The organism is Paracoccus aminophilus JCM 7686 (assembly GCF_000444995.1).
Taxonomy (GTDB): Bacteria; Pseudomonadota; Alphaproteobacteria; order Rhodobacterales; family Rhodobacteraceae; genus Paracoccus; species Paracoccus aminophilus.
Window position 1 is genome coordinate 2,987,235 of sequence record NC_022041.1, and the last position, 21,157, is coordinate 3,008,391.

At 62.0% G+C, this 21,157-nt stretch carries 28 protein-coding genes; 16 read left to right on the top strand and 12 right to left on the bottom strand.

Going from position 1 to position 21,157, the window contains the following annotated elements:
- The first annotated feature begins 14 nt into the window (after positions 1 to 14).
- Positions 15 to 518 (top strand): MarR family winged helix-turn-helix transcriptional regulator, encoded by a 504-nt coding sequence (locus JCM7686_RS14570; RefSeq protein ID WP_020951577.1) that lies wholly within the window; start codon positions 15 to 17, stop codon positions 516 to 518.
- Positions 519 to 521: 3 nt separating this feature from the next.
- Here JCM7686_RS14570 and JCM7686_RS14575 read toward each other — a convergent pair whose 3' ends face one another.
- Both JCM7686_RS14575 and JCM7686_RS14580 read right to left on the bottom strand, forming a co-directional pair.
- Positions 522 to 1,184: a DUF1287 domain-containing protein gene (locus tag JCM7686_RS14575; RefSeq protein WP_020951578.1), complete on the bottom strand. Its 663-nt coding sequence runs from the start codon at positions 1,182 to 1,184 to the stop codon at positions 522 to 524.
- The gene (locus JCM7686_RS14580; RefSeq protein WP_020951579.1) at positions 1,184 to 1,612 is read right to left on the bottom strand and encodes a VOC family protein; all 429 of its coding nucleotides are present in this window, start codon (positions 1,610 to 1,612) and stop codon (positions 1,184 to 1,186) included. The genes JCM7686_RS14575 and JCM7686_RS14580 overlap by 1 nt, the downstream gene beginning before the upstream one ends.
- Before the next feature lie 140 nt (positions 1,613 to 1,752).
- On the opposite strand from JCM7686_RS14580, the gene thyX reads away from it, so the two are divergent.
- Entirely contained in the window at positions 1,753 to 2,664 is a 912-nt protein-coding gene (gene thyX, locus JCM7686_RS14585; protein WP_020951580.1) for an FAD-dependent thymidylate synthase, read from the top strand.
- A 100-nt stretch (positions 2,665 to 2,764) separates the two neighbouring features.
- Here thyX and JCM7686_RS14590 read toward each other — a convergent pair whose 3' ends face one another.
- Complete coding sequence (locus tag JCM7686_RS14590; RefSeq protein WP_020951581.1) at positions 2,765 to 3,547, bottom strand: 3-hydroxybutyrate dehydrogenase; 783 nt, start codon at positions 3,545 to 3,547, stop codon at positions 2,765 to 2,767.
- A 251-nt stretch (positions 3,548 to 3,798) separates the two neighbouring features.
- On the opposite strand from JCM7686_RS14590, the gene JCM7686_RS14595 reads away from it, so the two are divergent.
- From JCM7686_RS14595 to JCM7686_RS14600, 3 genes are read left to right on the top strand one after another with little or no spacing between them, the layout of a single operon-like run.
- Positions 3,799 to 5,649 (top strand): extracellular solute-binding protein, encoded by a 1,851-nt coding sequence (locus JCM7686_RS14595; protein WP_020951582.1) that lies wholly within the window; start codon positions 3,799 to 3,801, stop codon positions 5,647 to 5,649.
- Entirely contained in the window at positions 5,646 to 5,783 is a 138-nt protein-coding gene (locus JCM7686_RS24825) for a hypothetical protein (protein ID WP_169449575.1), read from the top strand. The genes JCM7686_RS14595 and JCM7686_RS24825 overlap by 4 nt, the downstream gene beginning before the upstream one ends.
- A complete protein-coding gene (locus JCM7686_RS14600) occupies positions 5,783 to 6,136 on the top strand; it encodes a hypothetical protein (protein ID WP_020951583.1) in 354 nt (117 codons plus the stop codon). Before JCM7686_RS24825 ends, JCM7686_RS14600 begins: the two co-directional genes overlap by 1 nt.
- A 201-nt stretch (positions 6,137 to 6,337) precedes the next feature.
- On the opposite strand, the gene xth is transcribed toward JCM7686_RS14600, so the two are convergent.
- Positions 6,338 to 7,123: an exodeoxyribonuclease III gene (gene xth / locus JCM7686_RS14605; RefSeq protein ID WP_041527384.1), complete on the bottom strand. Its 786-nt coding sequence runs from the start codon at positions 7,121 to 7,123 to the stop codon at positions 6,338 to 6,340.
- Between the two features lie 37 nt (positions 7,124 to 7,160).
- On the opposite strand from xth, the gene JCM7686_RS14610 reads away from it, so the two are divergent.
- Entirely contained in the window at positions 7,161 to 7,529 is a 369-nt protein-coding gene (locus JCM7686_RS14610; protein WP_020951584.1) for a glyoxalase superfamily protein, read from the top strand.
- Between the two features lie 3 nt (positions 7,530 to 7,532).
- On the opposite strand, the gene JCM7686_RS14615 is transcribed toward JCM7686_RS14610, so the two are convergent.
- Both JCM7686_RS14615 and JCM7686_RS14620 read right to left on the bottom strand, forming a co-directional pair.
- Positions 7,533 to 8,804 (bottom strand): hemolysin family protein, encoded by a 1,272-nt coding sequence (locus tag JCM7686_RS14615; protein WP_020951586.1) that lies wholly within the window; start codon positions 8,802 to 8,804, stop codon positions 7,533 to 7,535.
- A gap of 18 nt (positions 8,805 to 8,822) precedes the next feature.
- Complete coding sequence (locus tag JCM7686_RS14620; protein WP_020951587.1) at positions 8,823 to 9,158, bottom strand: HesB/IscA family protein; 336 nt, start codon at positions 9,156 to 9,158, stop codon at positions 8,823 to 8,825.
- 82 nt (positions 9,159 to 9,240) lie between these two features.
- Between JCM7686_RS14620 and JCM7686_RS14625 the strand changes: the two genes are divergently transcribed.
- Positions 9,241 to 10,377 (top strand): deoxyguanosinetriphosphate triphosphohydrolase, encoded by a 1,137-nt coding sequence (locus JCM7686_RS14625; RefSeq protein WP_020951588.1) that lies wholly within the window; start codon positions 9,241 to 9,243, stop codon positions 10,375 to 10,377.
- A 4-nt stretch (positions 10,378 to 10,381) separates the two neighbouring features.
- Here the strand turns inward: JCM7686_RS14625 and JCM7686_RS14630 are convergent, their stop codons facing one another.
- Entirely contained in the window at positions 10,382 to 11,272 is an 891-nt protein-coding gene (locus JCM7686_RS14630; RefSeq protein ID WP_020951589.1) for a DMT family transporter, read from the bottom strand.
- A 153-nt stretch (positions 11,273 to 11,425) separates the two neighbouring features.
- Here JCM7686_RS14630 and JCM7686_RS14635 point away from each other — a divergent pair, with 153 nt between their 5' ends.
- Entirely contained in the window at positions 11,426 to 11,848 is a 423-nt protein-coding gene (locus JCM7686_RS14635; protein ID WP_020951590.1) for an OsmC family protein, read from the top strand.
- 54 nt (positions 11,849 to 11,902) lie between these two features.
- Positions 11,903 to 12,766, top strand: coding sequence for a transglutaminase-like domain-containing protein (locus tag JCM7686_RS14640; protein WP_020951591.1), 864 nt, complete (start codon positions 11,903 to 11,905; stop codon positions 12,764 to 12,766).
- A gap of 21 nt (positions 12,767 to 12,787) precedes the next feature.
- Here JCM7686_RS14640 and JCM7686_RS14645 read toward each other — a convergent pair whose 3' ends face one another.
- A complete protein-coding gene (locus JCM7686_RS14645; RefSeq protein WP_020951592.1) occupies positions 12,788 to 14,383 on the bottom strand; it encodes a peptide chain release factor 3 in 1,596 nt (531 codons plus the stop codon).
- Positions 14,384 to 14,414: 31 nt separating this feature from the next.
- Positions 14,415 to 15,164, bottom strand: coding sequence for an NAD kinase (locus tag JCM7686_RS14650; RefSeq protein WP_041527385.1), 750 nt, complete (start codon positions 15,162 to 15,164; stop codon positions 14,415 to 14,417).
- A gap of 159 nt (positions 15,165 to 15,323) precedes the next feature.
- Between JCM7686_RS14650 and glyA the strand changes: the two genes are divergently transcribed.
- Positions 15,324 to 16,607, top strand: coding sequence for a serine hydroxymethyltransferase (gene glyA / locus JCM7686_RS14655; protein WP_020951594.1), 1,284 nt, complete (start codon positions 15,324 to 15,326; stop codon positions 16,605 to 16,607).
- A 20-nt stretch (positions 16,608 to 16,627) separates the two neighbouring features.
- Here glyA and JCM7686_RS24745 read toward each other — a convergent pair whose 3' ends face one another.
- Complete coding sequence (locus tag JCM7686_RS24745; RefSeq protein ID WP_158442369.1) at positions 16,628 to 16,765, bottom strand: hypothetical protein; 138 nt, start codon at positions 16,763 to 16,765, stop codon at positions 16,628 to 16,630.
- A 42-nt stretch (positions 16,766 to 16,807) separates the two neighbouring features.
- On the bottom strand, positions 16,808 to 17,257 hold the full coding sequence (locus tag JCM7686_RS14660) for a hypothetical protein (protein ID WP_020951595.1): 450 nt from the start codon (positions 17,255 to 17,257) through the stop codon (positions 16,808 to 16,810).
- A gap of 390 nt (positions 17,258 to 17,647) precedes the next feature.
- Here JCM7686_RS14660 and JCM7686_RS14665 point away from each other — a divergent pair, with 390 nt between their 5' ends.
- The 6 genes from JCM7686_RS14665 to JCM7686_RS24750 all read left to right on the top strand — a co-directional run bounded on the left by JCM7686_RS14665 (position 17,648) and on the right by JCM7686_RS24750 (position 20,236).
- A complete protein-coding gene (locus JCM7686_RS14665; protein WP_041527386.1) occupies positions 17,648 to 18,067 on the top strand; it encodes a hypothetical protein in 420 nt (139 codons plus the stop codon).
- Positions 18,064 to 18,822, top strand: coding sequence for a hypothetical protein (locus JCM7686_RS14670; RefSeq protein ID WP_041527387.1), 759 nt, complete (start codon positions 18,064 to 18,066; stop codon positions 18,820 to 18,822). The genes JCM7686_RS14665 and JCM7686_RS14670 overlap by 4 nt, the downstream gene beginning before the upstream one ends.
- A 121-nt stretch (positions 18,823 to 18,943) precedes the next feature.
- Positions 18,944 to 19,474 carry an RING finger protein gene (locus tag JCM7686_RS23570; protein WP_020951597.1) on the top strand — a complete coding sequence of 177 codons (531 nt, stop codon included), beginning with the start codon at positions 18,944 to 18,946 and terminating at the stop codon, positions 19,472 to 19,474.
- A complete protein-coding gene (locus tag JCM7686_RS14680; protein WP_041527388.1) occupies positions 19,471 to 19,881 on the top strand; it encodes an HNH endonuclease in 411 nt (136 codons plus the stop codon). The genes JCM7686_RS23570 and JCM7686_RS14680 overlap by 4 nt, the downstream gene beginning before the upstream one ends.
- Entirely contained in the window at positions 19,878 to 20,012 is a 135-nt protein-coding gene (locus tag JCM7686_RS25045) for a hypothetical protein (RefSeq protein WP_268935162.1), read from the top strand. The genes JCM7686_RS14680 and JCM7686_RS25045 overlap by 4 nt, the downstream gene beginning before the upstream one ends.
- 56 nt (positions 20,013 to 20,068) lie before the next feature.
- Complete coding sequence (locus JCM7686_RS24750; RefSeq protein ID WP_158442370.1) at positions 20,069 to 20,236, top strand: hypothetical protein; 168 nt, start codon at positions 20,069 to 20,071, stop codon at positions 20,234 to 20,236.
- 100 nt (positions 20,237 to 20,336) lie between these two features.
- Here JCM7686_RS24750 and JCM7686_RS24070 read toward each other — a convergent pair whose 3' ends face one another.
- Positions 20,337 to 21,095 carry an HNH endonuclease signature motif containing protein gene (locus JCM7686_RS24070; protein WP_158442371.1) on the bottom strand — a complete coding sequence of 253 codons (759 nt, stop codon included), beginning with the start codon at positions 21,093 to 21,095 and terminating at the stop codon, positions 20,337 to 20,339.
- Between the last annotated feature and the right edge of the window lie 62 nt (positions 21,096 to 21,157).

Consider the following 21,157-nt stretch of genomic DNA (forward strand, 5'->3'; position numbering starts at 1 on the left):
TCCACGGATATGCCATGTCTCGCATGACTGCCCCTGCCCTGCGACCGACGCTCGCCCGCGATAGGGCGGGCTCTTACGTCGAAAGCCTGCAGATTCTTGAACGGCTGCACCGCCTGCTCCTTGATCTCATCAAGGATGAATTCGAACGGCTGGGTCGCGATGACCTGACCCCGATTCAGGCGCTGATCCTTTACAACCTCGGCGGCTCTGAGGTGTCGGCGGGCGAATTGCGCTCGCGCGGGATCTATCAGGGCTCGAATGTGTCCTATAACCTCAAGAAGCTGGTTCAGATGGGCTATGTCAGCCATGAACGCAGCGAAGCCGACCGCCGCTCGGTCCGTGTCCGCCTGACCACCACGGGCGAACAGATCCGCGACACGGTGACCGAGCTTTTCCTGCGCCACAGCGCCGGGCTAGAGGTCTCGGGCATTCTCGACGATCCGCCGATCGAGCAGGTGAACCTGCAATGGCGCCGGATCGAACGCTTCTGGTCCGAGCAGATCCGCTACATCTACTAGGCCCTAACGGTCGAGCGCGCGCAGCTTTGCCAGCGCGGGCCCGTCCAGCCGATAATGCCCGGTCAGGGGATAGCGCCGCAGCGCATCCTCTTCGCGCGCGCCCGCCCCGATATTGTGGATGACCAAGGGCCCTGCCCGGCCCGCCCGGTCGCTCACCACCATGATATGGGGCAGATTGCCGGGCAGCATCGAGGTCACCAGATCGCCCGGCAAAAACGCCACATCCTCGGGCAACTTCGCACCGACGCGCGTCAGCAACTTCTGGAGGTTGGGGACGCGACGGTGGTCAATGTTCGAATCCGGACGCTTGAGGCCCCAGCTTTGCGGATAGCTGGCGAAATTCCCGGCCATATCGCGGTTGACCGCCCGTTGCAGATCAAGCCCCGCGCCGTCGCGCAAGGCTCGGATCACCACATCCGTGCACACCCCGCGATCGCGCGGCGGATCCCCGCCGGGAAAAGCCAGCCGCAAATAGGCCGGGTCATAGGTCACCGTCTGACCAACCTGAGCCCGCGCGGCCCCAATCACCGCCTCGGCAACCGCGCTCGCTTGCCCGGGCGCAGAGGCGCGAACCTCCGGACGGGCGGGCGGCCGGGTGTCGGGTCTGGCTTCGGCCACAACCGGCAGCGCCAGAAGCACTGCCAAAGCCAGACCCGCGCCGCGCATCACCAATGGCCGACGTTCGGCAGGCTGACCCAAGGCTCGGCGGGCGGCAGATGGTCGCCTTCCTGCAAGATCTCGATCGAGACATTGTCGGGCGAGCGTACGAAAGCCATATGGCCGTCGCGCGGCGGCCGGTTGATGGTCACGCCCGCATCCATAAGTGTCTGACAAACCGCGTAAATATTCTCGACCCGATAGGCGAGATGGCCAAAATGGCGGCTGTCCGACGGCAACCCCTCATCGCCATCCCAGTTATAGGTCAGCTCGACCGGGCATTCCGGCTGGCCGGGAGGCGCCATGAACACCAAAGTGAAACGCCCGTTCTCGTTCTCGATCCGACGCGTCTCTTCCAGCCCGAGCAGCGAGAAGAATTCCATGGTCTTCCCCAAATCCTTCACGCGGACCATGGTATGCAGATAGCGGATTTTCATGAAACCTCTCCGGATTGGCAAACTCTGACGACAGAGTGCCACGCCCTCGGGCCGGGAACAACATCACCTGACCTCCCTTTCAGCGTTGCTGGACCGGCCTTGACATGACAAAAGAGCTTGACAGAATTTAGGATACTGCCATGCCTCTGACCCCCGAACAACAAGCCGAAATCGAGGAGCAGCGCGCTCATCCGCAGCCGACCCTGCGCGCCGTCGCACCGGGGATGGAAAAGCATCTCTACACCGCCCATCAGGTGCTCGACCACGGCCTCGTCCGGGTCATCGACTATATGGGCGACGACAATGCGATCACCCAGGCCGCCCGCGTCAGCTATGGGCGCGGCACCAAATCGGTCTCGAATGACGAGGGTCTGATCCGCTACCTCATGCGCCACTGGCACTCGACCCCGTTCGAGATGTGCGAGGTGAAGTTCCATGTGAAACTTCCGGTCTTCGTCGCGCGCCAATGGATCCGCCACCGCACCGCCAATGTGAACGAATATTCGGCGCGCTACTCGATCCTCGACCGCGAATTCTACATCCCCGCGCCCGAACAACTCGCCGCGCAATCGACCGTGAACAACCAGGGTCGCGGCGCCGTCCTTGAGGGCGCAGAGGCCGCCCGCGTCCTCGATCTCCTGCGCGAAGACGCGATGCGCAGCTATGACAATTACGAGCAGATGCTCAGCCAGGACGGCCAGCAAGGCCTCGCCCGAGAGCTCGCCCGCATGAACCTGCCCGCCAATATCTACACGCAATGGTATTGGAAGGTGGATCTCCACAACCTCTTCCACTTCCTGCGCCTGCGCGCCGATGCCCATGCCCAGTTCGAAATCCGCGCCTTCGCCGAAGTGATGTGCGCCATCACCCGCGACTGGGTGCCCTACGCCTATGCCGCGTTCGAGGATTACCGCCTCGGCGGCACCCAGCTTTCCGGCAAAGGCGTCGCCATCCTCAAACGCCGCCTCGCGGGCGAAACCGTGACCGCCGAGAACTCAGGCCTGAGCAAAGGCGAATGGCGCGAATTCGCCGCGATCTGGGGCGAAAACTAAGCCCCCCTGACGCCCCCGCACCGACACAACCAAAAAGGCCGCCCCTCACCGGACGGCCTTTCTTCATCATCCAAATACCCAATGAACCGGGCAAACGGCCCTACATCGCCGTCCAGCCACCATCGACCGAGATCGTCGTCCCGGTGATCTGATCCGCCGCCGCCGAGCACAGGAACACCGCCGTCCCGCCGATTTGCGCGGTGGTGGCAAACTCGCCCGAGGGCTGGCGGTCGAGCATGACCTTGGCGATCACATCCTCGCGGCTCATATTATGGGTCTTCATCTGATCCGGGATCTGCTTTTCGACAATCGGCGTCAGCACATAGCCGGGGCAGATCGCATTGGCCGTGATATGTTCGCGCGCGGTCTCCAGCGCGGTAACCTTGGTCAGCCCGACGATGCCGTGTTTGGCCGCGACATAGGCCGATTTGAACTCCGAGGCGCGCAACCCATGCGCCGAGGCGATATTGACGACCCGGCCCCAGCCCGCCTTGCGCATCATTGGCAAAGCCACCGCGGTGGTATGGAAGGCCGAGCTCAGGTTGATTGCGATAATCGCATCCCATTTCTCGACGGGAAACTGGTCGATCGGCGCGACATGCTGGATGCCGGCATTATTGACCAGAATATCGCAGCGCCCCGCCTGTTCGATCAGCGCTCGACATTGCTCGCCCTTCGACATATCCGCCTGAATGTAGCGGACCTTGACGCCATGCTCGGCGGCAAGGCTCTCGGCCAAAGCATGATCTTCGGGCGCATCGGTGAAACTGTTGATCACGAGATCCGCCCCCGCCCGCGCCATCTCATGCGCGATACCAAGCCCGATCCCGGAATTCGAGCCGGTGATCACGGCGGTTTTTCCTGAAAGAAATTTCTCGAACATCCCGCATCTCCCGTGGTTTGCACCTGCAGCATAACCATTCCGAGGGGGAGCAGTTCCAGAAAAAAAACGCCCGCACAAGGCGGGCGCTAAGTCATGAGGCAGGTTTCATACAGGCAAGAAACCTATCGAGCAGTGACTAATCTATAAGCTTTTTCCCGCATGAGTCCAAGGAGGAAGTTTGCCACGAGGTTAAGGGGGCGCTAGTGTCGCCCCGAAATCGGAGCAGCACAGAAAATCCGGGCAGGACTCGCATGCGATTCTTCAAATTCTTTAACGAATCCGCGATTCCGCGTGTTTTGGTGACAATTTTATGTGTTGCAGGGATGCCTCTGGCAAGCCTTGCCGAACCACACCATGCCATTGCAATGTATGGAGAACCAGCGCTTCCAGAGGGCTTTCAGGCGCTGCCCTATGCCCGTCCAGACGCCCCAAAAGGCGGCACGATTCGCCTTGGCGAGCCGGGAACTTTCGACTCACTCAAGCCTTGGGTGCTGATGGGCAACCCCGTCTGGGCGGTCGGGACTCACGTTTCCGAGAGCTTGATGGCCCGTTCGATCGACGAACCTTTCACGCTTTACGGCCTGCTTGCGGAAAGCGTCGAGACCCCGCCCGACCGCGCTTGGGTCGAATTCACCCTGCGCCCCGAGGCGCGTTTCTCGGACGGCTCGCCCGTCACCATCGAAGATGTCATGTGGTCGAACGAGACCCTCGGCACCCAAGGCCACCCGCGCTATGCCATCGTCTGGTCGAAAGTCGCGAAGATGGAGCAGACCGGGCCCCGCTCGGTGCGCTTCACCTTCACCCAGCCCGACCGCGAAATGCCCTTGCTGATGGGCCTGCGCCCGATCCTCAAGAAAGCGCAATGGCAAGGAAAGGATTTCCGCCAATCGAGCCTTGAGATCCCGATCGGCTCTGGCCCCTATGTCATCGCCAAAGTCGATCCCGGGCGTCAGGTCATCTTCCGCCGCAACCCCGATTATTGGGGCAAGGATCTTGCGATCATGCGCGGGCTGAACAATTTCGACGAGATCCGCTACGATTACTTCGCCGATGCCAACGCCATGTTCGAAGCCTTCAAGGGCGGCGAGACCGATATCTGGCGCGAGCTTGGTGCCGCAAAATGGGACCGCGATTACGATTTCCCCGCCGTCCGCGACGGCCGCATCGTCAAGGATGAGATCCCCCATCACCGCCCCTCGGGCATCATGGGCCTGGTGATGAACACACGAAACCCGGTCTTTGCCGATTGGCGGGTGCGGCAGGCGCTGATCGAGGCCTTCAATTTCAAATTCATCAATCAGGCGCTGACCGGCGGCAAGGATCCCCGCATCACCAGCTATTTCTCGAATTCGCCTCTGGCGATGGCGCCGGGTCCGGCCACGGGTTATGAGGCCGAGCTGCTCGCGCCCTTTGCCGCCGATCTGCCTCCGGGCACGATCGAGGGCTACAGCCTGCCTGAAGGCGGTGAGCGTGTGGTCGATCGCGCGGGCATCCGCCGCGCTCTGGCGCTGTTCGCCGAGGCCGGCTGGCAGGTCGATCAATCCGGCGTTCTGCGCAACAATGAGGGCACGCCTTTCCGCTTCGAGATATTGCTCAATCAGAACGGCTCGGCGATGCGCAGCGCCTCGGAGACGCGCCAGATCGTCGATATTTTTGTCGAATCGCTGAAGAATCTCGGCATTGCCGCAACCGTCACCCAGCTTGATTCCGCCCAATATATCGAGCGCACCAACAACTATCAGTTCGATATGAGCTGGTATGAACGGGCCTTGTCGCTGTCTCCGGGCAATGAACAGCTGCTTTACTGGGGTCACGATGGCGTGACAAAACCCGGGACGAAGAACTGGATGGGCATGAATTCTCCGGCAGCGGAAGCCGCGATTTCGGCGCTTTTGACCGCAGAATCCCCGGAAAACTACGCAGCCGCGGTCCGGGCGCTTGATCGAATCTTAACCGCAGGGCGCTATGTTATTCCGGTCAGCTATACTCGGATTTCACGCTTGGCCCATTCATCCGTCCTGCATTATCCTGATAAGATACCGCTATATGGCGATTGGCCGGGGTTCATGCCTGAACTCTGGTGGCAAGAGGAGAAGGAATGAGACTACTGTTCACCGCCGCAATCCTTGCGACCATGGCGCTTGCGGGCTGCAATACCGTCTCGGGCGTGGGTCAGGACATCACCGGCGCCTCGCGTCTGGTTCAAGGTAGCGTAGGAGGGGGAGGAGGCTACTGATGAAGTGGCAACAGGTTCAGGACAATTGGGCCGCCTTCTTTGAAGCGATTGCCGAGAAATGGCCCGAGGCCGATGAAAGCGATCTCGAAGAGATCGACGGCGATCAACGCGACTTCATCAAATATATCGCCGAGGTCACCGGACAGGAGGTCGCGGAAGCCCGCGACGAGATCCGTGAATGGCTGAGTGGCGAAATCCCCTCGGATGTCGTCATGGACCCGAGCCATGACAATCGCTCGATGGTGCTCTCGTCGAAATATATCGGCGAGGGCGAGGATACCTATGACGACGACCGCCATTTCGGCGATGACGGTGAATATCCCGATGACGGCGATCTGACGCCGACTGGGTAGTGCGGAGGTTGCGGGGGCGCCCTGTGGCCGACGGGCGGGGGCTCCCGCCCCCATCGCCCTGACGGGCGATTCCCCCGGGGATATTTCGGCATGAAAGACGAGGCCGGGTGGCGGCGCGTGGTTTGATGATGAAAGCGGCGTCCCTTGGGGAGCGCCGCTTTGTTTTTTCATGCAGTGCCTTTGGCCGTCACGTTGGCTGCCTTAGGCGGCGAGATCGACCCAGACCGGGACGTGATCGCTTGGCTTTTCCGCCGCGCGCTGGTCGCGGTCGATGCCTGCGTCGATCACAAGGTCCGCGGCCTGTGGGCTGAGCAGCAGATGGTCAATGCGGATGCCGTTGTTTTTCTCCCAAGCGCCCGCCTGATAGTCCCAGAAGGTGAAGGGGCCGGAGGCGGCATCAAGGTTGCGCAGGCGCAGGATCTCGGTCCAGCCCTGATATTCGATGCGGCGCAGGCTGGCGCGGCTTTCGGGTAAAAAGAGCGCATCCGTCAGCCATTTTTCGGGGAAAGCCGCGTCGCGGGGCTGGGGGATGACGTTGTAATCGCCGAGCATCACCACCGGCATCTCGGATTTCAGGAATTCGGCGGCGCGGGCGGCGAGACGCTCCATCCAGGCGAGTTTGTAATCATATTTCGGACCCGGCGCCGGGTTGCCATTCGGCAGATAGAGGCCCGCGATGCGCACGGCGCGATCGCCGATCACGGTCGCCTCGATCCAGCGCGATTGCTCGTCGCTGTCATCGCCGGGCAGGCCGCGCGAGATGTCCTCGAGCGGCAATTTCGACAGGATGGCGACGCCGTTGAAGCCCTTTTGGCCGAAGGTCTCGACCGTCCAGCCGCGATCCTCGAGTTCCTCGCGCGGGAAGCTTTCGTCCTGCGTCTTGATTTCCTGCAGCACGACGACATCGGGCGCGCTTGCCTCGAGCCAGTCGGTCAGTTGCTGAATGCGGGCGCGGACGCCGTTGATGTTGAAGCTAGCGATTTTCATGCTAGGCAGAATAGGCCGGAACCGGAGGAAGAGGCAAATGAAGTTCACCCAGACCGCGCCTGTTCTGCGTATCTTCGACATTGCCAAGGCGCGGGAGTTCTATTGCGGCTTTCTCGGCATGGGCTGGGATTGGGAGCATCGCTTCCACGAGGGCGCGCCGCTTTATGCGCAAGTGAGCCGCGCCGGGCTGGTCCTGCATCTGAGCGAGCATCACGGCGATGCGACGCCCGGCTCGACGGTTTTCGTGCGGATGGAGGGGATCGCCGCGTTTCACGCCGAGGTCATCGCGCGCAACTATCCCTATCTGCGGCCGGGGATCGAGGAGATGCCTTGGGGGCGGATGATGACCGTCACCGATCCCTTTATGAACCGTATCCGTTTCAATGAGGATATCGGCGAGGCGTAGCGCCTAGTCGTCGGGCGCGGTCACGATCAGCTTGTCGATGCGCATCGCATCCATATCCGCGACCTCGAACTGCCAGCCCTGATAGGTGAAGGTTTCGCCGGTGCGGGGGATCTGGCCAAGGATAGTGAGGACAAGCCCGGCCACGGTCGAGTAATCGCCTTCCGGCAGTGGCAGGGGAAAGCCGGTCTCGCTTGCGAATTCATCGGCGCTTTCCGAGCCTGCGACCAGCCAGCTGCCATCGGCACGGGTGACGATATCGGGCTCATCCTCGATGCCATCGGCGAAATCTCCGGCAATCGCCTCGAGCAGGTCCATCGTATTGATAACGCCCTGAAAGTGGCCGAATTCGTCATAGACGAAGACCATGCGTTCGGGGGTGTGGCGCATGATCTCGATCACGGCCATTGCATTGGCGGTATCAAGCACCATCGGCGCGTCGCGCACCAGCTTGCGGATATCCGGGCGGTTGACGCCGATCAGATCGCGCAAAGCGATGACCCCGATGATATTGTCCTCGGCCCCGTCGCTCACGGGCATCCGCGAGGCGCGCGCTTCGCGGGCCTTGGCGATCACCTCTTCGGGGCTGTCCGAGATATCGACCGTCTCGACCTCGCGCCGCGGCGTCATCATCGCCCGGGCCGAGCGGTCGGCGACGCGCATCACGCCGGCGATCATGCCGCGCTCATCAGGGAGCAGCACGCCCGCCTTGGTCGCCTCGGCAATGGTCATGCGCACGTCTTCGTCGGTGATATCGGCCTCGTCGCGCGGGTTGAAGCCGATGAGGCGGAAAATCAGATTGGTCGAGCCGTTGAAGAGCCAGACCAGAGGCGTCGCGATCCGCGCCACTACGGCCATGGCGGGCGCGACGCGGGCGGCAATCGCCTCGGGGCGCGCCATGGCAAGCTGTTTCGGGACCAGCTCGCCGACGACCAGTGAAAGATAGGTGATCGCGGCGACGACAAGGCCGACGCCAAGCGGTGCCGCGACGCCCGCAGGCACACCCGAGGCCGCCAGCGCATTCGAGGCGCGCAGGCCCAAGGTCGCGCCCGAGACCGCGCCGTTCAGGATGCCGACCAGCGTGATCCCGACCTGCACCGCCGAGAGAAACCGCCCCGGCTCTTCGCGCAGCTTCAGCGCGATCTGCGCGCCATGGCTGCCCTTATCGGCCATGGTCGCCAGCCGCACCGGGCGCGACGAGACCACCGCAAGCTCTGCCATCGCCAACAGGCCGTTGACGACGGTCAGGACCAGAATAACGGCGATTTCAATCCACATCAGATCAAGCAGGCCACATCAGATCGAGAAGGACGTGCCACAGCCGCAGGAAGAGGTCGCGTTCGGGTTCTCGATGGTGAAGCGCGCGCCGATGAGTTCGTCGGCGAAATCGATCACCGCGCCGGTCAGGAAGGGCAAAGACACCGGGTCGATCACGACCGCCTGCCCCTCGCCTTCAAGGACCAGATCATCCTCGGCTTTGTCGTCGAGGCGGATGTCATATTGAAACCCCGAGCAGCCACCGCCCAGCACCGCAACGCGCAAGGCGCGAGCGTCCTTGGCCTCGTTGATCTCGGCCAGTCGGGCAAAGGCCCGTTCAGTCACTTTAGGGGGCAGGTTCAATGCCACGTTCATGAGGCGTTCCCATTTCCGTCTTATAATCTCGAATATAGGCTTTGCAGTGAACCGCCGCAAGGAAAGCGCCGCAAGGAATAGCATGACCGCACTCTATGCCTGCCAGCCTAACGACAGTCGCGGCCGCCATTGGCCGGAAACCATGTCCACCTTCCGCAGCCCGTGGCAGCGCGACCGCGACCGGATCATCCATTCCTCGGCCTTCCGTCGCCTCAAGCACAAGACGCAGGTCTTCGTCGAGCATGAGGGCGATTATTACCGCACCCGCCTGACCCATACGATCGAGGTCGCTCAGGTCGCGCGCACGATTGCGGGCACTTTGGGGCTGAACACCGATCTCGCCGAAACCGTGGCTTTGGCCCATGACCTCGGCCATCCGCCCTTCGGCCATACCGGAGAGGATGCCTTGGCGGTGCTGATGGCGCCCTATGGCGGCTTTGACCACAATGCGCAGGCGCTGCGGATCGTGACGAAGCTCGAACGCCATTATGCCGATTTCGACGGGCTGAACCTGACCTGGGAAAGCCTTGAGGGCATCGCCAAGCACAATGGCCCAATCACCGGCCCCCTGCCCTATGCTCTGGCCGATGTGAATGCCGAATGGGATCTGGAGCTTCACACCAATGCCAGCGCCGAGGCGCAGGTCGCGGCGGTCGCCGATGACGTGGCCTATAACCACCATGACCTTCACGACGGGCTGCGCGCGGGGCTGTTCTCTGAAGAGGATCTGGCCCAGCTTCCGGTGATTGGCGAGGCTTTTGCGCAGGTCGATGCGCTCCATCCCGGGCTTGAGCCGATGCGCCGCCGCCACGAGGCCCTGCGCCGCGTCTTTGGCGTCATGGTCGAGGATGTGATTGCGGTGGCGCAGAACCGGCTGACCAGCCTTCAGCCGCAATCGGCGCAAGATATCCGCGATATGGACGGGCCAATCATCCGCTTTTCCAAGCCGCTTTATCAAAATCTCAAGGCGATCAAGAGCTTCCTCTTCACGCGGATGTATCGCGCGCCGACCGTGGTCGTCGAACGCAAGCGCGTGACCGAGATGCTGAACGGGCTCTTTCCGCTTTACCTCAATGATGCGGGCAAGCTGCCCGATCATTGGCGCGCGGCGGCAGAAGCGGCGGGCTCGGAAACAGCGCGCGCGCGGATTGTCCTCGATTACGTCGCGGGCATGACCGACCGTTTCGCCATTCAAGAGGCCGAACGGCTGCTCGGCTGATCCCTCAGAGGAAGATCAGCGCCATCCCGGCAACCGCCAGCGCCGCCCCGGCCCAAGAGGTGCCCGAGGGGCGCTGGCCCGTGACCAGCCACAGGACCGGCAGGATCAGCACGGGCGAGAGCGCCGACAGCGTTGCGACAATGCCGACCTTGCCGCCTTGCAGCGCAAACATCAGCAGCGTCATGCCCATGATCATCGCCAAAAGCCCCGAAGCGGCGGTCAGCGCCAGCGTTTTCGGCGTGATCGCCCCGCGCTGACGCGCCCAGGGGAAAGGCAGCGCCATCAGGATCCAGACCCCGACCACGGCCACGCCGACCCGGATCAGCGAGGCCGCATAGGGATCAAAGCCCCCCGCCATCACCGGCCGCGCAATCAGCGAGCCAAGCGCCTGCCCGCTGGCCGACAAGAGGCCAAAGCCGACGGCGATCGCGAGATTGCCATGCACGGCCTCAAAGCGGTGCGAGCCCGAGCGGCCGGGTCTCCCCAGCACCGCCAAAGTGACCCCGCCTGTCACCAGCGCGATCCCGGCAACAGCGCGCCACGACAGATCCTCGCCCAGCACCGCCCAACCGAGCAGCGCCGACATTGGGGCATTCAGTGCGAAAAGGGCTCCGGATCGCCGCGGCCCGAGCAAGGTCAGCGAGAAATAAAGCATCGTATCGCCGATGAAGATGCCGATGACCCCCGAGAGCGCGAGGCGCAGGAAATCGTGCTGGCTGACCCCATGCCAACGCCCGGTCGCGATCACGATCACCGCCAGCGTGACGGCAACCATGGTCTGGCGCAGGCGGTTGAAGCCGAAGGGCCCCAGCCGGTCCGCCGGATCTTTCGACAGCAATCCGGTCACGCTCCACAGAAAAGCCGCCCCGAGGGCGGCAAGCTCGTGCACTGGCATCTGATCCTCCGTAACTCCCGATAGGCCGCGCGTTGAACTCGCGCAAGCATTGCCGCGTTGTCCTCTGCCAGTGCCGCGCCTCGTCCGGTTTCTCCGGTCCTGTTTGACGGCGCTTTGCGCAATCTTGTCGCGCGACCAACAGGAGGAAAGACCATGATCAAGAGAACCGGATCGGCTCATTGGAACGGTGGGCTGAAGGACGGAACGGGCAAGGTCAGCACCAAATCCGGTGCGCTGAAGGAGCTGCCCTATGGCTTCAACACGCGCTTTGGCGACACGCCGGGCACCAATCCCGAAGAGCTGATCGGCGCGGCCCATGCGGCCTGTTTCTCGATGGCTCTGGCCAATCTGCTGGGCGAGGCCGGGATTGGCGGCGTGGTGATCGACACCAGCTCCGAGATCACCATGGATCAGGATGCGCAGGGGTTTTCCATCACCAAGGCCCATCTGATCACCCGGATCAAGGCGGATGCCGATGAGGCGCAGGTGCGCGAGATTGCCGCCAAGGCCAAGGCCGGATGCCCGGTCTCGCGCGTGCTGAATGCCGAGATCACCATGGATGCAACTGTGGTCTGAGCCCGATCCCCGGGCCGATCACCCTGCGCCGCAACCGCTTCCCGGAGTGTCACGATGCTTCTCCGCTACGGCTATCGCATCGTCTTTGAAACCGACGGGGCGCTGCCGCTGGTCACCCAGCTGGCAGCGCGCCCCGAGCGGCGGATGGACCTGCGTGTGCCCGAAATCGTCCGGACCTTCCCGGCCGTTCATCACACGAGCTACACCGACGGCTTCGGCAATCTCTGCACCCGGTTGACCGCGCCCGATGGCCGGTTCGAGCTGACCAGCGACGCCATCATTGCCGACAGCGGCCTGCCCGATCCGATCTGCCCCGAGGCGGGGCAGGATCCGGTGGACGAGCTTCCCGACGACGTGCTGATCTATCTGCTCTCGTCGCGCTATTGCGAGGTCGATCTGATGGGCCCCACCGCATGGGAGCTCTTTGGCCAGACACCACCCGGCTGGGCGCGGGTGCAGGCGGTCAGCGACTGGGTCAATGACCATATGCGCTTCAGCTACCACGAGGCCAATCCGCGCCGCACCGCCTTCGGCGCCTATCAGGACCGGGTGGGCGTCTGTCGCGATTACACCCATCTCGCGATCACCATGTGCCGCGCGCTGAACATCCCGGCGCGCTACATCAACGGCTATCTCGGCGATATCGGCATCCCGCCCGAGCCGACGCCGATGGATTTCGCGGCCTGGATGCAGGTCTGGCTTGGCGGGCAGTGGTGGACCTTCGATCCGCGCAACCACGCGCTGCGGGTCGGGCGGATCGTGGTCAGCATCGGGCGCGACGCGACCGATTGCGCGCTGATTTCTAGCTTCGGCCAGCACCGGCTGCAAGAGTTCAAGGTCTGGACCGATGAGGTCAACGAGGCCGGAGAGAAAATCTCGCCCGGCCCCTCGGCTGCGATCTATCCGCGTCCCGGTTGAGCGGGCCGGACGACGGCAGCTTCAGATCATCATCTCTTTCGTCGCCGTCAGCTTCAGCTCGGGGTGATCGCGGGTCACGCGGTCGATGTCCCATTGCAGACGCGTCAGATAGACCATGTCGCCGTCATGGTCCTGCGAGATGTGCTGTTTGTTCGTGTTGACGAAGGCCTCGACCTTGTCCTTCGGCCCCGAAAGCCAGCGCGCCGAGGTGAATTGCGACGCCTCGAACCGGACCGGGATGCCGTATTCGATCTCGATCCGGCTGGCCAGCACCTCGAATTGCAGCGCGCCGACGACGCCGACGATAAAGCCCGAACCGATCATCGGCTTGAAGACCTTGGCCGCGCCCTCTTCGGCGAATTGCATCAGCGCCTTTTCCAGATGCTTGGCCTTCATCGGATCGCTGGAGCGCACCGATTGCAGCAGTTCCGGCGCGAAGCTCGGGATGCCGGTGAAGCGCAGCGTTTCGCCCTCGGTCAAAGCGTCGCCGATGCGCAGCTGGCCGTGGTTCGGAATGCCGATAATGTCGCCCGCCCAGGCCTCCTCCGCCAATTCGCGGTCGGCGGCCAGAAACAGCACAGGGTTCGAAATCGCCATCGGCTTTTTCGTGCGCACATGCAAAAGCTTCATACCGCGTTCGAAATGGCCCGAGGCGAGACGCACGAAAGCGACACGGTCGCGGTGCTTGGGGTCCATATTGGCCTGTACCTTGAAGACAAAGCCGGTCACGGGCTTTTCCTCGGGCAGAACCACGCGCTCGGCGGCCTTTTGCGGCTGCGGTTGCGGGCCATAGGCGCCGATGCCGTTCATCAGCTCGCGCACGCCGAAGGAATTGATCGCCGAGCCGAACCAGATCGGCGTCATCGAGCCCTCAAGGAAACGCTCACGGTCGAAGGCGGGCAAAAGCTCGCGCGCCATTTCCAGCTCTTCCTTGAGCTGCGCCAGCATCTCGGCGGGCACATGTTCGGCAAGCTTGGGATCGTCGAGCCCCGAGATCTCAATCGATTCCGCGATCTTGTTGCGATCGGCGCGGTCCATCAGTTCCAGCCGGTCGTTCAGGATGTCGTAGCAGCCCAGAAACTCGCGCCCCGAGCCGATGGGCCAGCTTGCCGGCGACACGTCGATAGCAAGGTTTTCCTGAATCTCGTCGATGATCTCGAACGTGTCGCGCGCCTCGCGGTCCATCTTGTTACAGAAGGTCACGATCGGCAGATCACGCAGGCGGCACACCTCAAAGAGCTTGCGCGTCTGGCTTTCGACACCCTTCGCCCCGTCGATCACCATGACGGCGGTATCGACCGCGGTCAGCGTGCGATAGGTGTCTTCCGAGAAATCCGAGTGGCCGGGCGTGTCGACCAGATTGAAGCGGAACTGGCCATAGTCGAAAGACATGGCCGAGGCCGAGACCGAAATCCCGCGATCCTGCTCCATCTTCATGAAGTCCGAGCGCGTCCGCCGCGCCTCGCCCTTCGCGCGCACCTGACCGGCCATCTGAATGGCGCCGCCATAGAGAAGGAACTTTTCGGTCAGCGTGGTCTTACCGGCATCCGGATGCGCGATGATCGCGAAGGTCCGGCGGTTGGCGATTTCGGGGGGCAGATCGGGACGGTTGCTCATGCCCGGCCTTTACCGCGCCCGAAGCCGCTTCTCAAACGAATTGTTCGCGCGTCAGCCGTTCCTCGAGCCCATGGCCCGGATCAAACAGCAGCCGATGCTCGACCGTATCCTCGGATTGCACTTCGACCCAGAGAACCGGGCGCACGCCGCGCCCATCGGCATCGGCCATGACCGGGCGCTTGTTCGCCTCGAGCACGTCAAAGCGCACCTTGGCCGATTTCGGCAAAATCGCACCGCGCCAGCGCCGGGGCCGGAAGGCCGCAATCGGGGTCAGCGCCAGCACATTCGAGCCGATCGGCAGGATCGGACCATTGGCCGAATAATTATAGGCGGTCGATCCGGCGGGCGTGGACAGAATCGCCCCGTCGCAGACCAACTCTCCCAACCGCTCACGCCCGTCGATCGTCACTCCGAGCCGCGCCGCCTGCGAGCCCGCGCGCAAGAGGCTGACCTCATTGATGGCGAGCGCGTGATAATCCTCGCCCTCGATGGTTTCCGCCGTCATCGCCAGTGGATTGATCGCGGTTTCTTCGGCCTGCGCGATCCGTTCGGGCAGATCCGCCACCTCATATTCATTCATCAGAAAGCCGATGGTGCCGCGATTCATCCCATAAACCGGCAGGCCCCGGTGCTGGTGCATGACGCTCAGCATCAGACCGTCGCCCCCGAGAGCGACAATCACATTGGCAACGTCCAGCGCAGCATGGCCATAGCGCCGGGCAAGGACATGATAGGCGGCCTCGGCGGTCTCTGTCCCGCTCGAAATGAAATGCATTTTCATGGTCGCTATCTTGCCCTGTCCGTTGGCCAAGGCAAGATCAGACCTAGCGCCTAGGATCTACAGCCTGCCCGTCGCAACTGTCCTAGCAAAGCTGCGGGAAAGGGGCTAGAACCCGGCGAGCAAAAGCGCTGCCGCATCACGACAGGACAGGAGGACGCGATGTCAGACAAAGGCTTCTTCACGGAAGATCTTTCCACCCGCGATACCGCGATTTTTGACGCGATTGAGAAGGAGCTCGGTCGTCAGCGTCACGAGATCGAGCTGATCGCGTCCGAGAACATCGTCTCGAAGGCGGTGCTTCAGGCCCAGGGCTCGGTGCTGACCAACAAATATGCCGAGGGCTACCCGGGCAAGCGCTACTATGGCGGCTGCCAATTCGTCGACATCGTCGAGGATCTCGCGATCGAGCGCGCGAAAGAGCTCTTCAACGCGGGCTTTGCCAACGTTCAGCCGAACTCGGGCAGCCAGATGAACCAGGCCGTATTCCTGGCGCTTCTCCAGCCCGGCGACACCTTCATGGGGCTCGACCTGAATTCGGGCGGCCACCTCACCCATGGCTCGCCGGTCAACATGTCCGGGAAATGGTTCAACGTCGTCAGCTACGGCGTGCGCAAGCAAGACCAAGTCCTTGATATGGAAGAGATCCGTGCCAAGGCGCTCGAGCATAAGCCGAAGCTGATCATCGCCGGCGGCACCGCTTACAGCCGCGTCTGGGATTGGGCTGCCTTCCGCAAGATCGCGGATGAAATCGGCGCCTATCTCATGGTCGACATGGCCCATATCGCGGGTCTCGTCGCCGGTGGCCAGCATCCCTCGCCGCTGCCGCATGCCCATGTCGTGACCACCACGACCCACAAATCGCTGCGCGGTCCGCGGGGCGGCATGGTGCTGACGAACCACGAAGACATTGCGAAAAAGATCAACTCGGCGGTCTTCCCGGGCCTGCAGGGCGGTCCGTTGATGCATGTCATCGCCGCCAAAGCCGTGGCTTTCGGCGAGGCTTTGCGCCCCGACTTCAAGGACTATGCGGCTCAGGTCGTGAAAAACGCTCAGGCCATGGCCGATGAGCTGATGAAGGGCGGCATCGACATCGTTTCGGGCGGCACCGACAACCACCTCTGCCTCGCCGACCTGCGCCCGAAAGGCGTGACCGGCAAGGCGACCGAGGCGGCGCTCGGCCGTGCCCATATCACCTGCAACAAGAACGGCGTGCCGTTTGACCCGGAAAAGCCCTTCGTGACCTCGGGCGTGCGTCTGGGCGCACCGGCCGGCACCACGCGCGGCTTCAAGGAAGAAGAGTTCCGCCAGATCGCGCGCTGGATCGTCGAAGTTGTCGACGGGCTGGCCAAACATGGCGACGCGGGCAATGCCGAGATCGAGGCCAAAGTGAAGGCTGAAGTCGAGGCTCTGTGCCAGCGCTTCCCGCTCTATCAGGGCATGTAATCACCCCTGGCGCGGGGGTCTTAAAGGCTCCCGCGCTCGACCAAGATCCAGATCGCGACCCCACCGATCACGACAAGGCCAAGCGCCAGAGCCGCGCCCAAATGCAGCGCCCGCTCCCGCCACCGCGCCCCTTTGCCAACGCCGTTCAGATGTGACACCAAAGCGCGATGGGCGCGAAGATGTAACGTCCTGACAGCGGCTTACATGCTCTCGTCGGAATAGCGCACCAGCGTCCAGCACGGCTGCGCGCGGAACTCATAGGTGATCAGCGTGCCATTGCCGAGGCCGCGGAACACCACCTCTTTGCCGCCCCCGTCCAGATCCTTGACCAGCACCTCCTGATCATTGGCATCGGCCCCCTGCACATCGGTCATCACCGGCCATTCGACCTTGGCCAGCGGCGTCTCTGTCCGTTCGAGCTTGGGTTCAGGGTCGGCCTCGGGGTCCAGGATCTCGATCACCAGCGGATCGGCGGTCGAGGCCTCTTGCACCGCGATCTCGCGCGAGAACCGGCTCAGGAAGGCGTCAAACTCGGGCTCGGGGCAAGTGGCGGGACTTTCGGCCAGCGCGGGGCCTGCGAGAAGCAGGCTGGCGAGAAGCGGGAACCGGACCCTGATCGGGGTCAGAGCGCGTGCGGCAGACTGAAGCAAGGGATCACTCCGAAAGATGCAGGGCCTATCGCCTCTGTTTCGACCGGCCCGGCGCGAAAAACAAGCGTTAAGACATCACCATACCGGCATGGCGGGCGCGCGCAGGACGTGCTGAGCGCGCGGCAGAGGCCATCACAACGCCCGGGGACCGCGGCGGCATCCGAAGGCGATCGGGGCCTCTGTTCAGCCCTCTCGCATCCGTCGCAATGTCAGGGACAGAGCCGCCAAGCGGGAGGCCAAAAACAAAAGGTCCCCGCGAGGGGACCCTTGACCACCCGACGATCATCGGGTGGGAAAATGGTAGCGGAGGAGGGTTTCAGCCGATCCCACCGAATGCCCGAGCCCATGTTTATCCTCCGTCACGCTGCATAAATCAAAGTGGAGAAAGCTATGCAGCAGGCCCCCCAACTTCCAGACAACCGTCAAGATCCTACCCTCACCCCGCCCCACGCCGAGACTGCGCCGCCCGCCGATCAGGCGGGGGCGATCAGCACCGACAACCTGCGCAAGCTGCTGGATGCGGCAACGCCGGGACCATGGACTGGTGCGAACATGGTTCACGCAGACAGAGGCGATGCTATGACCCCGGAGGAGATAGGGGAATACGTCTGCAACAGCGTTCGCATTGGTGATCCGGCGCACTTCCTGTTCGTCAGCGGCAAGCATGACGATGGTGGCGATGCGGATATCTGCCATACAGGCAACGGACCCAGAGGGCCTTGGAATACGGCTCTGATCGCGCTCGCGCCGCAACTTGCCGCCGAGGTGCTGGCCCTGCGCGAGTTGATCGCGACTGGCGGTGCAGCATGAGCGCCGTGGACAAGGACGCGCCGGGGTGGCGCGCAGAGATGGGCCCTTACTCCAGCGTCGTTGGAAACAGCGTCCATCTGATCGCGCCGGAGGGTCATTTCGCCGGTCAGGTGATGATAATCGGGCAGGATGATCGCCTGCGCGAAAAGGACGCTCAGCAGCGCTTGCTGCAGGTCATCCACGACCTGCTGAACAGCCGTATCGATCTCTCCGCCCTCGCTGCACAGCCTGCGGTTGATGCTGGACCCACATTGGCAGAAATGATCGGATGGCATGTCGATGCCGATAATCTGCACGCCTCTGCCGCCCCCTCTACGCCTGCCGAGGTCGAAGGTCTGGGCGGACAGGCACTCTACGACCTGTTATACTCATTCGTTAGCGATGACGGTTTAACCCGCGCCCTGCGGATGGAACTGAACCGGCGTTTCCCCACCGCCCTGACCGCGTTGCAGGCCCGCGCCGAGAAGGCAGAGGCCGATCTTGCCGAGGCGCGGGACGAGCGCGACGTGATCGCTGCGGCAGCGTTTGAGAAGGTTGCACGGGCGGCAGAAGCTCGGGTTTGGTCAGTTGGCCTTGCGGGGCATGAAATCCGAGCCCTCACCCCCGACGATGCCACCGCAGCCCTTGCCGAGCATGTCCAGCGGGCCGTCGAGGCTGAGACGCGGGCGTGTGCGGCGAAATGCACGCGAGGAGATGACAGAGCCGCCATCCTCGCCCGCCTCGACCAGCCCAAGGGCGGGGAGGGAAAGGTATGACGATGCTGCGAATTATCCGGCAACTGATTTGCCGCCACACATATCGGCTGTGCAGGTTCCAATCCCTTGGCACTCGCGGGGATTACGAGTGCTCAAAATGCGGAAAGCGGGAGTATGACCAATGACCCCCACCAATCCCGCCCCTACGGGGTGCGTCAAGCTCAATGCTGTCGCCGATGCTCTAAACAAATGGGCAGATACGGTGCGGGACGGCCGACAGGTCGAGCCGAGTGTAACCGGCCTGCGGCTCATGGCGACAGCGGTTAGATCCGCCGCGATCCAGCCCGCCAGCGCGCAGCCGGTGGTGCGAGAGCAGGACACCATATGCGACGACTGCGGCAAGCTGTTGCGGCATGATCTGGCTCACTGGATGGAGGATGGCGCATCCTACTGCCCGACCTGCCGACCTAGGCCAGCCCCTGTCGCGGGTGACGCGGTGAGCGTGCAGGAGGCCGCGCGGGTGTTGCTGGAGGCCTGCCCTAATCCGATTTTCGACAGGCTAAAGCCCGCACTAATGGGCGAGGTGACCGAACGCGAGGCCTATACCGACGAGGATGGCAACGAGGGCTATTACGACGGGCCCGTGTCCTGGGACGCGATGAAGCGGGTCATCACTGCCGCCCTCCGCGCCCTCGGGGGAGAGAAGCCGTGAGCGAGGCGTGGACCGGAAGCAAAAAACAGAAAGCGGCGTTGCGGGAGAAATATGGCGGGCGCTGCGCTTACTGCGGCGAAATGCTGACCAAGATGCACGCAGATCATCTGCAACCCATCGTCCGCATCACGACAGACCCTTGGGGGCGTCCGCTTTCGGCAGAAGACCGCAAGATGCTGAGTCCTGAACGCAATATCGTGTCGAACATGATGCCGTCGTGCGCCCCCTGCAACCTGAACAAAGGAGGTTTTTCGCTGGATGGATGGCGGGAGCTCTTATCCAGATCAGCGGCAATCGTGGCGCGCGAGAAGTCGATCTTTCGCGCTGCCGTCAGGTTTGGACTGATCGAGGTCAAAGATCAGCCGGTGGTGTTTTATTTCGAGCGAAATCAGGAGCCCTGCCCATGACCGCGAGCAAACAGGACCCGGAGAGGTGGGGCAACCGCCGCGTCCCGCGCATGTATGCCCAGATCAACGCCCTTCGCCGCGCCATTGCGGCCGAGGGCAAGTCTTGTCGAAAACTGCTGACGATCCAGTGATAATAGCTCTATATCTTGCTGGACTCACTTAGAGAATTGATAAAGAAGGGCGATCCATGACAAAGGCACAAGGATGGATTCTTGTTGCGCTCGTCGCATTAGGTGTGAGCTATTACATCCAGGGCGAACGAGCCAAGCAGCCTTCCGAGGGCGCGCTCGCCATCCGTGATTTTCACCGCATGATGTGCTCAACGGAAGGCAAATACTGTGACAAGCTCCCCTGAGGTCAAGGAGCATATCGACTTTGCCTATCAGCGAAGCAATGACCAATCACGGACCAGATGGGCTATATGCCCTTAATCCGCAATAATTGGAAAATTCAAGCTAGCGTCTGATGTTCCGCTCAAAGTATGGCTGAGGGATTAACATAGCATATGTTGGCCAGTGGACTTTAGTACCGCGATCACCAAGTGAAATACCCGTCCCACACGATTCAAAGATACTATCTCTTATTCGGCCTCCATCCAAGTTGGTTGACCTATCATCGAACTTCACCACGACATCTCCGAGCAACATTGTTCCAGCCACACGCGCGGTGTCATTTCGAATATCAATTTCAAAAAAAGTTTCATCTTCCCTGTGCACCTTCAGGTAATTTGTTCTAAATTCGAAATCCCATAGGTGCCCGCGATTAACAAGCATCTCATTGTCGACAATCCGTAGACTTGGCCACAGTTCTCGATCGGGCAGATAAATGCTCAGCAGAAATTGCCCATCCTCAATTCTATAAGAAATAATTGGTTGCTCGAAATACGAAAAAATAACAGGCGTATTAATATAGGTATTCGAACCAACTACAAATCGATCAATATGAGCTTCAGTCCCCAAGCACCCCTTAATAAACCCATGCACCTGATTGTGTGGATTTTGCTTTAGCGCGTAGCTTTTACTACGCGGCATTTTTCCTAGTTCGCGATGATGAGTTGGGCAGAGCGCAATCATATGCTCGGGGTCGTTATGATTGTCTTCCGCCCATGGAATGATATGATGATACTCAAGGATAGGCGATCCACAGGCCGCACATCCGAAGAAGGATTCTTGACGTAGCTGCCTCTTTACAGGCACCGGAATGTTTCTGCTCATCATAAAACTATTCGTAGAACGAAGCATAAAGAAATGCAAATAGGTCGCTATCCTCGAGAGAG